Raw genomic sequence first — 12,762 nt, 5'->3', positions numbered from 1 at the left:
AGTTGCACCATGCGATGGGTTTTGATGGTGATTCATGCTGGTTGGGTACTTGGTATTGTGATCTTTTTGATCCTCAAAAAAAAGGCGCGCTGAATCAGCGCGCCATCAAGAAGTTGAACACTTCGATGCTGAAATCAATATTTCAGATTGATCTGATAAATTGCGGTCGTCCCGCTGATTTCATTGCCAATCACCAGCAAGGGCTTGCCGTTGGGCGACTTGTCTGCCGGCACAAAGTGCATCCCCTCAGGACCCAAGTCGCCCGTGGCACCGTTGCGGGTGTTGATGTAAGTCTCATAAACAGGGCGAGCTGGGTTGCTCACGTCATAGACCACGACCCCGCCCACACGCTCCAGGCCAATGAACGCGTAATGTTTCTGACCAAACTGGGCCACGATCACGCCTTCCGGCTCTGGGCCTTTGTTGTCACTGCGGTCGTCTTGCGCGTTGCCAGCGTGGCTGGCATTGAACTTGGCCTGGGGCAAGTCTTTGGTCAACTGCTCCAACTGATCACCAGAATCAAAGACCTGTTGGCCCTGCGCATTCCAGATGGAGAACGAGCGTGTACCGTAGGCATAGAGTTTTTCGTAAACGCCATTGACAGCACCCTGTGACTTGGTCACCGTCAGGCGGCCCAGCTGCGCATCGGATTTGAGAGCCGCCAACGCCGGGCTCAAAGCCAGATCCTTGACGCGTGCCTCTTCGCTGTAACCGGGCCAATCGGCACGCGCGTCCCCTTCGTTGGCGGTGATCAAGTAAGTTTGCCCCGCCACGCTGTAACTGGCGATCGCATCGGGCAAGTACATGCCCAGCACAGGCCAGGTCTTGATGTTGACGGCACTGTCTTTGTCGCTGGCATCCAGGCCATTGCCTGCCAAGCTGTGGTCCTTGTAACCCAAAGCCTTGATGGCGGTCACCTTGGCAGAGGCAATGTCGACAATGGCCAGGGCATTGTTCTCCTGCAAAGTGACATAGGCTGTTTTGCCGTCCGCTGACACCGTGATGTACTCAGGCTCCATGTCTTGCGCGACCGTGGCGCCTGGCCCAAAAATCCGCACGCCCGAAGCAATGAGCGCGTCTTTTTGGTCATTGAAAGCTTTGAAGTCGGCCGTTTTGGCTGTCAACACCACATTGGAACTGGTCAAACTCAGGCCACTGACGTCCACCACGCTGATGGAGCCATCGGGATCAACCGAGTCAGGCAGGCCATAAGAATTGGGCTCACCCTCATTGGCCAGCAACAGGGTTTTGCCATCCGGCGTGAACGTCACCATGTCGGGCAATGCACCCACCACAGCGGTGCCCAACACGGCGTAATCCGAGGCACGCAACACGATCAAACGGCCTGGTTTGGTTTTGTCCGAAGCCTGCACGGCCAAAGCCACCATGCCTTGGTGAATCGCCACGCTGTTGGCAGCGCCAGCTTCGGCCCACAAACTGGCCATGGTGACGGTTTTGATCAACGTCGGTTGCGCAGGGTTGGTCAAGTCCAGCACATCCAGGCTGGCCAGCGCCCCATTGACCACAAACAGCTTTTTGCTGGCCGCGTCATAAGCGGTGATTTCAGCGGAGCCCTCACCCCCTTGGTGAGTGAAGCCACCCAATTTGACCAGGCCCAAAGCGACGGGCGTCTGCTCCAGCGCATCAGAGCCGCCGCAAGCCACCAAAGCGGCCAGCAGGCTCAAGCTGCATGCGCCGTAAACCAAGGTTTTTTTCAAGTTGAAATTCATGTTCATTTCCAGAAAGTTCAGTTTAAAACTGAGTCTGTACGTTGACTCAGGTTTTGAATCCGTGTGTCCTGCGCAGCTGGTGTGTCTTTCACCCCGAAGGCCGTTGTGCCGAACTGGCTCTTCATGTACTTCATGAAGGCGTCTTGCTCACTGCCCAAAGTCGCGGTGCTGGTGCTGGCCGCGCCACCCGCTGTGGCTTCGGTCATGGTGGTGTCCAGCTTGACCAGGTTCACAAAATCAGCCGTGGCCGGGAAGGGGTAGCCATCGCCACCCCCCGCAGCCGAGCTCGTGCCCTCGGCCAGGAAGTTCAAAGTCACCATGCGGAAGGTGCGCTGCGCATTGCCCACCAGGGCCCCGTTTTGCACCACCACATCGCTGCCCACTTTGAGCGAACGGATGCGCTCACCCGCCGTGGTGACGGCGAAATTGGCATCCAGTGCTTGCGCTGTGCGGCTTGGGTCATAACTGAAGCTCATGCCGCCCACTTGAGGAAAACGGCCCTGGCTGCCCAACACCGCCACACCGTGCTCCAGCAAGGACTTGAGTTGTGCGGCCGTGACGTTAAAAGCCCACAGCTTGTTGTTGAACTTCAAAGCCGTTTCAACCGCCAGTTGAGAGACTTCTCCGGCCTGGCGCTTGGCGTCAGGGTTGGCTTTGGGGGCGGTCAGGACAGCGCCGGAGGTGGACCCAGGCAGTGCCAGGACTTCGCCAATTTCAGATCGGATACCACCGCCATTTTTCAAGGAGATTTGAACTGTGGGGTCCAAGCGTTGGGCATACCAAAGGTTGGCGTCGGCCGTCAGGTTGCCAAAGTTGGTCTCTTCGTTGCGAACAGACGCGCGGCGGCCTTCCAGAAATTCACTGGTTTTGCCGAACACATTGCCGTCTTTGGTCTTGAGCACGGCCTTGATGGCATCTCGCACCTGGGTCACCAAACCTGAAACGGTGACACCGCCCGCACTGTCGTCGGTTTCGCTGGTCATCCACGCACCCGAGAGTTTGTTGTCAAAGCGTTGGGTGATCAGCACGCCCTTGTCGTCAAACGGGGCCATGAAACGCCCGAGGTATTTGTAATCTGCGTCCACGTTGACCACCACGGTGGGCTGGCCCGCAGCGTCTTTGGTTTCATAGGGGTAGTCCCCTGCGGATTTGTCGCCAGTGCGCAGCACATCGTTGGCATCGGACAGCAAGGTGTTGGAGCCCCCGGCGACGATGATGTCCACATTTTTCAAACGTTGGGCCAAAGCTTTTTCAATGGACAGGGTTTGCATGTGGGCCAACAGCACCACCTTGTTGATGCCCGCAGCGGTCATCTCGTCCACACCCTTTTGGATGGCCGATGCCAAGCCGGCCACATCCACCTCGCTGCTGGTCAACACGGGCATGAATTGCAATTTGCCAGGCGAGGTGATGTTGGCAAACACGGGCGAACTGGCTCCGATCACGCCAATTTTTTGACCGCCGACGTCCACCACGGTCCAGCCGGTCAATTTGCCCGATTGTTCAGACGCCTTGCCGCCGTTCGCCAACTTCAAACTGGCCACTTCGTTGTCGGCAGCAAAGTCCACGTTGTAGGCCAAATAGGGAAATCGTGCGCCAGACCATGCGCCACTGGGTTTGATCATGTCAGCGAACTGCTTGGTGCCCAAATCCAGTTCGTGGTTGCCGATGGCCGAAGCCTGCACGCCCATCGCATTCAAGAAAGCAATGTCAGCACGCCCCACTTCAGCCACACCCAGTGCGGCATTCAAGCTGCTGTCGTTGGCCGCATTGAATCGCGGCCCAGGGATGTAGTTATCACCCGAGCTCACGGTCAAGGTTTGCTGCGGGTACTGGGCGCGAAACTTCTGGATCATCCCAGACAGATTGGCCACGCTGTTGAGCGCCGTGCTGTCCGATCCGTCGGCGTCAGAGATGTGCAGCAACTGCAAAGTGAAGGCGGCCTCGGGGGCATCCGATGTCCCGCCACAGGCACTGAGCACCAAGGCGGTGGCCAACATGGTGGCCCATAATTTTTTGCCGATTGTCTTTGACATGCATGACCCCAATATGTTCACAAAATAATCAGTGTGATTGGGGTTCATGTCAGTTCGATGAATTTTCAATGAAACTTTTTTGAAATATCGGCGAGGAATCCGCAACTGACAGCCTATGAAGCCCGCGCGATAACCTGCTTTTTTATGCGGCCAATTTGACCGTCACACAAATGAAACAAGCGCTCTGTAGATTCAAAAATTCAATCAACTCGGAGCAACTTTTTCATGTCTCATTCTTTCGACCCCATCGACAACACTTCCAAAAATGAGCACTTCCAAGAAGTACTCGATAAAGCCCTGAGCAGCCCTTCGCGCCGTACTGTTTTGCGCGGCGGTTTGGGTCTGGCCTCCATGTTTGCATTGCCCATGTTGCCCGGTTGCGGCGGCAGTTCCACCGCAGCAAGCAATGTGTTGCCCGCCTTGGCCAGCAGCACTTTGATGAAATTCACGCCTGTCGCCAAGAGCTTGGCCGACCAAATATTGGTTCCCGCTGGCTACACCGTCAAAATTCTGCATGCCACGGGCGACTCCATGAAAACTGGCGTTGCGGCTTACTCCAATGCAGGCACCGACGACGCTGAAAGCTGGGCCAACCGCGTAGGTGACCAGCACGACGGCACTGAGATTTTCTACATCGGCTCTAACGGCAAATCCAAAGGCAGCTACAGCTACGCAGCTGGCGACAAGGCCGTGCTGGCCGTCAACAACGAAAGCTCTGCAGAAGCGCACTTACTACACCCGACCGGCCAAACCTCTGGCGCTGCTGTCGGCAAAAAATTCGACCAGTTCGGCACCTGGCCCATGGGTGTCCGTCCTGCATCCGAAGCCATCAAAGAAATTTTGTCCCACGGCGTCACGCTGGTTGAAGTGAACTTGGACGCGAACGGCAAACCCACCGGCTACAACGCCACATCGTCCTTGAACCGCAGAATCACGCCTGAAACCGTCATGACAGTGACTGGGCCTGCTGCTGAACTGGCCAATTTGAAGGCCATGATGGTCACCAAGTTTGATACCACGGGCAGCACCACGCGCGGCACGCTGAACAACTGCGGCACCGGCATCACGCCTTGGGGCACCTTGATCACTTGTGAAGAAAACTGGGCCACCTACTTCACCATGCCAGCGGGCGCAACGGTACCCACCGACGCCAAGCTGATCGCCTCGCGCACACGCTATGGTGTTCAGACCACCGCCACTGCAGCCGATGCCAAGACCTCGCGTACACAAGGCTGGCACACCGTGACCGATGCAGACCCCACCTCCAGGTTCGCCCGTTGGAACGTGTCCGCTTCGGGTGCGACTGCCGCCGCTGACTTCCGCAACGAGCCACAAACCTTTGGCTACAACGTGGAAATCGATCCGGCCAATACATCCGCAGCGCCTGCAAAACGCATGGCCATGGGACGCTTTGCGCACGAGGCTGCCGTTTGCGGTATCCCCGTGGTCGGCAAGCCCTTGGCTTTCTACATGGGCTGCGATTCACGCAACGAGTACATCTACAAATTTGTCAGCGCCAAGAACTGGGACGCAGCCGACATCGGTGGCGGCATTGCAGCTGGTGACAAATACCTCTGCGAAGGTAAGTTGTACGCCGCCAAGTTCGACGACACTGGCAAAGGTGAGTGGTTAGAGCTGAACATCAACAATCCCAAGATCAAGGCCGCCACTTTCGGCTTTACCAGCCAGGCCGAAGTGTTGGTGCACACGCGCGTTGCCGCTGACGCCGCAGGCGCCACCAAGATGGACCGACCAGAGTGGGGTGCGGTCAACCACGCTAATGGCGAGATCTACTTTGCATTGACCAACAACAATGCATCAAACAGAACACCAGGCAAGACCGATGCCGCCAACCCACGCGCTTACAAAGACAACGACGGTCTGGCTCGGGATGGCAATCCCAATGGCCACATCATTCGTTTCAAAGAAACCAGCAACATGGCAGAAGCCACCACCTTCACCTGGGATATTTTCTTGTTCGGTGCGGAAGAAGATGCACCGAAGGTCGACGTCAACATTTCTGGCCTGACTGCTGCCAACTCTTTCTCCTCCCCAGACGGCTTGTGGTTCAGCAAATCCACCGGCATTTGCTGGATCCAGACCGACGACGGCGCCTTCACCGACGAAACCAACTGCATGTTGGTGGCGGCTGTCCCGGGCACCGTGGGCGATGGCGGTGCCTTCACCGTCAGCAACACCATGACTGTGTCTGGTGCAGCAAAGACAGAGACCCAAAAAACCTTTGTGGGCGGTATCTTGGGCGAGTCACGCCTGCGCCGTTTCTTGGTTGGCCCCAAGGGTGCAGAAGTGACAGGCATCACCGAGACCCCCGATGGCAAAGCGATTTTTGTGGGCATTCAGCACCCCGCTGAAGAAGCTGCGGCCTACAACGACACCACCAAGGGTGTCTGGCCTACCAACGCCAACAACGGCGCAGGTGGCGCTTACGGTGCAGGCACCCGTGCACGTTCGGCCACCATCGTCATCACCAAAGATGACGGCGGCAAGATCGGTCTGTAATTCAACGGACAGGCGTTTCAACGGCCAGGCGGATGAAGGGCATGCTTGAATGAGCATGCTCTTCATCCGTCCCCGCGGAACGATCCCATCACCCTCACTTGAATCCTTTCTTGTGGGGGTTTTTTTTGGGTTGTTGACGGTCTTTAGATCATGGATTCAGGTCTTTGCCTGCACCCTGGTGATGCCTTTAAATATTTTAAAAATATGGGATCAGTTCACATGTTCTCGCCCCCACCCTCTTTAAGGCGATCTTTTGCCGTCCTCGCTGTGGCAGTTTTTTTAGTGGCCTGTGGCGGTTCAGGCGCGGGACCTGTGACCACCACAGCCCCAGGCGCTCAGACACCACCGGTTGCCGGTGCAGTCGTTCTCAAAACCCCTGTTTTGTCGTTCAACGACACTGGCCTTGACGTGACCGATGGCGTCACAAGCAACGGCAGGTGGGGTGTAGAAAGTCAGGGCATCGATTGGGAGTTTTCGCTGGACCAAGGGGTCACTTGGATACGCGGTTCCGGTGGTTCGTTTGTTGTCAAAGGCGACGGCGCCAAAATGATTTGGGTGCGTGCTCGGGACGACGCGGGCAACACCTCGGAAATCGTGCGCGTCAACTGTGTTTTGGACACCACACCTCCCGCTGCCGTGGCCATATCGGGTCAATCCGAAGGCGTGACCAACACCTTCAAATTGTCGGGCATTGAGCCGGGTGCGCGTTGGGAGTATTCGCTGGACGATCAGCGCTCTTGGTCTGCAGGCAAAGGCAGCGCGCTCGGTGCTTTGGGTAACAGCTTGAGCCGGGTTTGGTTGCGCCAAGTGGACATGGCGGGTAACAACTCTGCGGCCCAAGGTTTTGACTTGCAAAACCCAAGCGTTGTGTCGCATGAGGCTTCAGGTGACCCTTTGCTGCCCAGCATTTTGGCCCCTGGCCTGCAAACCTACCTGATCCATGGCGTAGTGGTGCGCGGTGATCGCGACTATGTCAGTTGGGATATTCCAAAAGGCCAACAGTTGATGTCGGTCAAACTGGTGCAGTACGTTTCAGAAGACGCCATTGCCTTTTATGCTTTGCAGCCCAACAAGGTGTTTGATGCAGGTGAAAATGTCTCGCGCATGCTGGTGTACGGCCACATGGGACCCAGCGATTTGGCACGCAACGTGTTGGCCAATGTTCCCAAGACCCAACTGGGCGAAGGGCCTATGACGCTGTGGTTTCAGCAAACCGGTTCACTGCCGACACGCTACGCCATGGAGGTTATTTTGTCGCCTGCGGATTGATGCCCAATGGGGTGCCTTATCGGTGCTTGCTTCAAGCCCTTGTCTTCAGTGGCTTGAGTTGGTGATTCGTCAAATTTATCGAATGCGCCATTTCAGGCCCACTTGCAGCCTGTTATTTCGTGGCTCGTAAGTGCCTCTGTCCAGTCCGACCAAACTCACCCAATGGACATCCGAATCGTCCACCCAAGTCCAGCGTGCGTAGGGTTGCATCTCACCCAGGCCGGTAGGGATGTCCTTGCTGATTTGAAAGTAAACACCCTTGCGCTGTTGGTTGGTCACGTCCTGCAGACCCGTGTTCACTTGTGACAAACGGGACACATGCTGTCCCCACAACAGCCAGCCTGCATCGACCGTCCAAGGCTGTGTGTTGTCCTGCTGCCAGCGCACTGGCAACCAGACTTGGGTAGAAAGCCGGTCATAGCCCCCAAAACCCAAACTGGTGGTGCCGCGCAAAAAATTGGCATGGGTGTGCAAAGCCAAACCGACCTGCCACTGGGGTTGGGCTGTTGATGCCCTGAGAACTCGCCAGCGGGTGTCAAGGTTCAGCACCGAGTCCAAACGCCCTGACGGAACGCTGCTGTAGTTTTGCAGGCCCAGCTGCGCATCGGACTCCAAGGTGTACTGTCCCCATGTTTGGCTTTGCCAATGCACGCCCAGCTCGGGGCCTTTTAAATTCATTTGGGGTTCGCTGTAATCCTGCCAACCTGCGCTCAGCTGCCAAGCACCTCTTTTTTCCTCAGGCTGAGCTTGGGCCGAACCCATGACCCCCACAAACGCCCAAACTGCGCATGCCCTCCAAAGCGGGGACTCACCGATCCGATGCAAACACTGAATGTTCCGAAAAACAGGCAACATGACATTCCTTTGAAAACCCGCAGAACCCTTGTGATGTAACGCTTTGACGGCTTCAAAACAATGGCAGTCCAGCGCCTTGGGCCCGCCCACCCAAGACAGTCAGCTCAACCCGCCTTGATCGCTCCCAAAGCGTCGACCACTTCGAACACCGCCTGGTTGTTCATTTGTTGGACATGGCCATGGTATTTGGGCAGTTCACTCAACAGCGCATCCACAGCACCCGGCAATTCACTGACCGATGCAATGACCTTGCCCAGTTGGTTCTCTTCCAGCCACACCGTGTTGTACCTTTCCTGTGGCATGGTGGCGCCATTGCGGAAAGTGATGACGGGCAAACCCATGTGCACCGCCTCACTCAAGCTGCCAGGGCCGGGTTTGCCCACAAAATAATCACACACGTGCATGACGAGGTGGATGTCTTGGACGAAACCCAAGACATGGTGCTTGCTTGACGCCGATTGCGTTGCCATTTTTTTGGCCAAGGCGGTGTTGTGGCCCGCCACAAAAATCAGCTGTCGGCCCGGCAGTGCCTTGGCGATTTGCAGCATTTCAGAGGACCCATGCCCACCAAACAGGATCAAGCCCGTGGGGACATTCGGCTCCAGACCCATCTCTGTGAGCCGGGCCGCATTGTCCACCGACTGCGTGCGGTAAAAATCAGGGCGCAAAATCATGCCCGATGTGGTGATGATGGCCTGGTGGTCATAACCCAGCGCAGCCGCCTGTGAGGCTGCAAACGCTGTGCCGCAAATGATGTACTGGCCTTGCCGAGGTTCCATCCAGAAGTGGGGCGGGTAGTCGGCCATGTCGGTCAGGACCGTGACATAAGGCACTCCCGGCAATTCGTCCCGCAGTGCCTCGTACATGACTTTGTTGAAATTGGGCACCAGCGAGACCACCATATCCGGCGGGTTGCTGGCCCAAAATGACCGCACCTTCTTTTTGAGCTTGGGCAGGGTCAGCCTGATCATGGTCTGAAAGATTTTGAGCTCGGTGGCCAAGCCACGGGTCCAGCCTTTTTTCAGCCTCAGGTTGTACAAATCTTCAGGCGCAAAGCCAGTCAGTTTTTGGTAATAGCGGTCCGAGTCAATGACCTCAAAGAGATTGACCAATGACACCGACCAATCCGGGTGCTTTTGAGCGATGACTTCCTGCAAGGCCAGCGCTGCTGACCGGTGGCCACCGCCGGCGTTGAAGTAAATGAGCTGAACAAGGTATTTCATCGGACGTGAGCTTGATCGATGCGAATGACATGGGCGTGACTGTGTTTGCCCCTGTTTTCTTAGGGGTGTGTTCATGGGCTTGGCGCTTCATCACCACTGCCGATTCATGAAAATGTCACACATGAGGGATTTACAGCATTCACAATCAGCCTCTGCGAGTTTGATCATGTGTGACCTTTTTTTATTCAAGGACTGATTCATGCGAATTGCTTCATTTGTGGGCCAAAAGGGCGGTGTTGGCAAAAGCACCTTGGCCCGCGTGTTGGCCGTGGCTGCGGCCCGGGCGCAGCACAAGGTGCTTATCGGTGACTTCGATCTGGAGCAGCTCACCTGCGTGGAATGGGGCGCTCTGAGGATGCGCAACGGCGTCGAGCCGGAGATTGAAGCCCGCGCATTCAAGAGCCTTAAAAAATTGCGCAAAACAGTTGAGGGCTACGACCTGGTCGTGGTGGACACCCGCGGATTGGCCGATGAGTTGACCGAAGATGTCAGCCGCGAAAGTGATGTTGTGTTTTTGCCAACGGGCACCTCGATGGACGATCTTCGCCCCACATTGGCCTTGGCGCGCAAGCTGTCCAAAACCCGCGCGGTTGGAAAAAAAATCGTCATTGTCCTGTCCAAAACAGGCCGCTCAGAACGCTTGCTCGAACAAGCTGAAGCCACCATCGCAGAAGCAGGCTTTGACATGCTCAACGCCGTCTGGCCCGAGCGGGACGGCTTTCAAGCCGACCTGGATGTGGGCCGCGCCGGCAGCGAGTCCAGCAACCCCCACCTCAAGAAGGCTTCTCAGGATGTAGAGCAGGCCATGCTCACTTTGGCCATGGCCTGAGGCCTGCGCGGATTAGAGCCCGATCACACCGCCGTCTTTGCGGGTGATCACGATCGTGGCCGAGCGTGGACGGCCTTGGACACCGTAACCTTGGTTGCCGGGCCAGACGCTTTGCGGGGCTTCGCCTGAAGCCAGCGGCTTGGACAACTCGCCGGGGTGCTGGATGTTGACAAACAAAGTGCGGCCGTCGGCGGTTTCCGTGATGCCGGTCACTTCCGCACCCTTGGGGGCGACCAAGAAGCGGCGCAGTTTGGCATCGCCCAAAGCGGCGCCCACAAAAGTTTCTTGGGTGCCGGTTTGCTCGACACCACCGACCACCATTTTGTTTTTCACGGTGACTTTGCCGCCGTCGCCCACTTGGCCCGGAATAGCGGCCAGCATCATGCAGTTGCTTTCGTCGGTCATGGCGCCGTCGTCGGTCTGAATCCAGCAGATGCCGGTGGCCTTGCTGAACCACAGGCCGTCAGGCGACGAGAAAGCGTTTTTGGCGGTGAGGCCGGACAGGTTGGCGTCACCCGCATCCTCTTCTGCACCGAACAAGAAAATGTCCCAAGCAAAAGCTTTGGCTGTTGACTTGTTGTCAGCTTCTTTGAAACGGATGATGTGACCGTTGGGGTTGCCCGTGCCTTTTCTGCCGTCCAAGTCCATGTAGGCGCGGGGGTTGGCCGCGTCCACTTTGGTGGGCGTGCGGTTGGCGGCGTTGTTGTTGGTCAGGGCAAAATAAATTTCACCGTTACGGTAGTTCACGGCACCCCACTCCGGACGGTCCATCTTGGTGGCACCCACTGCGTCAGCCGCCAAGCGGGGGTTAACCAACACATCGGCTTGGTTGGCAAATTTGTAAGATGGAAAGTTGGCGATGCGCGGATCGGCGATGGTCAACTCCAACCATTCGCCTTGGCCTGTGGCGTCAAAACGGGCAGCATACAGCTTGCCTTCGCTCAGGTACTTGTCACCGGCCAGCATGCCGCCGCCCACATCGCGGGGGTCCCACACCGCGGTGCTCACGAATTTGTAAATGTATTCGTTGCGCGAATCGCAGCCCATGTAAAACGCCAAGGGCTCGCCCGCTTTGGGAATGCCACAAACGGCCGCTTCGTGTGCAAAACGGCCCATGGCCACGCGCTTGGCGGGCGTGGAAGAAGGCGACAGGGGATCGATCTCAAAGTTGTAGCCAAAGGTGTTGGCTTCGTTGCGGAAGTCACGCTCGGCATTGGCACCTGTGGCCGCCAAATTCCAGCGGGCGAATCGGTCGTCGGTGGCCGATACGGTGTGCCAGCCTTGGCTGATGGCTCTTTGCACACCGGCAGCCGGCGCTGCAGCAGCGACGCCATAGCGGCGGCGTGCCGCCACTTCTTTGGGGGACAGGCCAGTGCCCGTGCCCGTGGCCTGGAAGTAAAACGCCCAGTTTTCTTCGCAACCCAAATAAGTGCCCCAAGGGGTTTTTCCATGGCCGCAATTGTTCAAAGTGCCACGCGACATGGCGCCAGCTGTGTCCCAACGGGTCACCATGAAGCTGCGGATGTTGTCGATTTCAGCGCGTGGGCCGCTGATGCGGGCCGGTGTTTGGGCCGTGAAGCGGCGGTTCAAAGGTGAGTCTTTCTTGATGCGCCAGCCTTGTGGGGTTTTGACCATCTCGACCACTGAAATGCCGTGGTGGTTGATTTCCTTGAGCACTTCCAGTTCAGGACGCGAACCCAAGTCCCAAGAGCCAAATTGGTCAAACCTTTTGCCGCTCACGCCATTGGACGTTTGGCCATTGGGGTGCATGAAGTGCGCATCGGCCGAACTCTCGTGGTTCACACAGAGTACGGCGCGGCCTGTTTCGTTCTCGGTGAAGCGGCCATTGGCGTCGATGTAATAAATGTCCATGCCGTCGTGGTGGTCACCAATGCGGCGCGACCAATCATCGGTCTCAACGCCTTTGTTGGAGTAAGCGGGCAGGGTTGAATCCAGTGCATCGCCGGTGGCGTGCAGAACCGTGTACTGGTAACCGGGCGGCAATATCACGTTGTCCAGCAAACTTTTGTCCAAGGACGGAAAGCCCAGCGCCGAAGGTGCTGCGGCCACACCCGACACCATGCTGGCGCAACCGGGCAACATGGCCAAACCGGCCAAGCCCAGACCACCACGCAACAAACCACGGCGAGCCGGGTTTTGCAGCGATTGGGCCAAAACGTCCTGAAAGTGAAGGTTGTCCGAGGTGTTAAAGACGGGATCCTGATCGTGGTGCGACATGAAAGCTCCTGAGGAAAGCACCCATTGAAAGGGGTTTGTGTGACTTGTTGATGTCAAAAAGT

At 57.0% G+C, this 12,762-nt stretch carries 8 protein-coding genes; 3 read left to right on the top strand and 5 right to left on the bottom strand.

The window, feature by feature from the left end; all coding sequences use genetic code 11:
• Nucleotides 1-134: 134 nt before the first annotated feature.
• Nucleotides 135-1,730 carry a choice-of-anchor I family protein gene (locus B9Z49_RS04855; protein ID WP_158273423.1) on the bottom strand — a complete coding sequence of 532 codons (1,596 nt, stop codon included), beginning with the start codon at nucleotides 1,728-1,730 and terminating at the stop codon, nucleotides 135-137.
• A gap of 17 nt (nucleotides 1,731-1,747) precedes the next feature.
• Nucleotides 1,748-3,766, bottom strand: coding sequence for a bifunctional UDP-sugar hydrolase/5'-nucleotidase (locus B9Z49_RS04850; protein WP_199224988.1), 2,019 nt, complete (start codon nucleotides 3,764-3,766; stop codon nucleotides 1,748-1,750).
• A 225-nt stretch (nucleotides 3,767-3,991) separates the two neighbouring features.
• Here B9Z49_RS04850 and B9Z49_RS04845 point away from each other — a divergent pair, with 225 nt between their 5' ends.
• Both B9Z49_RS04845 and B9Z49_RS04840 read left to right on the top strand, forming a co-directional pair.
• Nucleotides 3,992-6,286 (top strand): PhoX family phosphatase, encoded by a 2,295-nt coding sequence (locus B9Z49_RS04845; protein WP_108352318.1) that lies wholly within the window; start codon nucleotides 3,992-3,994, stop codon nucleotides 6,284-6,286.
• Nucleotides 6,287-6,598: 312 nt separating this feature from the next.
• On the top strand, nucleotides 6,599-7,555 hold the full coding sequence (locus tag B9Z49_RS04840) for a hypothetical protein (protein ID WP_108352317.1): 957 nt from the start codon (nucleotides 6,599-6,601) through the stop codon (nucleotides 7,553-7,555).
• Between the two features lie 75 nt (nucleotides 7,556-7,630).
• Here the strand turns inward: B9Z49_RS04840 and B9Z49_RS04835 are convergent, their stop codons facing one another.
• Both B9Z49_RS04835 and B9Z49_RS04830 read right to left on the bottom strand, forming a co-directional pair.
• Nucleotides 7,631-8,233 (bottom strand): hypothetical protein, encoded by a 603-nt coding sequence (locus B9Z49_RS04835; protein ID WP_146188465.1) that lies wholly within the window; start codon nucleotides 8,231-8,233, stop codon nucleotides 7,631-7,633.
• A gap of 281 nt (nucleotides 8,234-8,514) precedes the next feature.
• Complete coding sequence (locus B9Z49_RS04830; protein ID WP_108352315.1) at nucleotides 8,515-9,633, bottom strand: glycosyltransferase; 1,119 nt, start codon at nucleotides 9,631-9,633, stop codon at nucleotides 8,515-8,517.
• Between the two features lie 199 nt (nucleotides 9,634-9,832).
• On the opposite strand from B9Z49_RS04830, the gene B9Z49_RS04825 reads away from it, so the two are divergent.
• Nucleotides 9,833-10,462 (top strand): ParA family protein, encoded by a 630-nt coding sequence (locus B9Z49_RS04825; protein ID WP_108352314.1) that lies wholly within the window; start codon nucleotides 9,833-9,835, stop codon nucleotides 10,460-10,462.
• A 12-nt stretch (nucleotides 10,463-10,474) separates the two neighbouring features.
• Here B9Z49_RS04825 and B9Z49_RS04820 read toward each other — a convergent pair whose 3' ends face one another.
• Nucleotides 10,475-12,700 carry a PhoX family phosphatase gene (locus B9Z49_RS04820; RefSeq protein WP_108352313.1) on the bottom strand — a complete coding sequence of 742 codons (2,226 nt, stop codon included), beginning with the start codon at nucleotides 12,698-12,700 and terminating at the stop codon, nucleotides 10,475-10,477.
• Between the last annotated feature and the right edge of the window lie 62 nt (nucleotides 12,701-12,762).

Source organism: Limnohabitans sp. 2KL-51, assembly GCF_003063645.1.
In the GTDB taxonomy this organism is placed as follows: domain Bacteria; phylum Pseudomonadota; class Gammaproteobacteria; order Burkholderiales; family Burkholderiaceae_C; genus Limnohabitans_A.
Note: the sequence above shows the minus strand (reverse complement) of the source record. Positions and strands in the feature narration are given on the sequence as shown.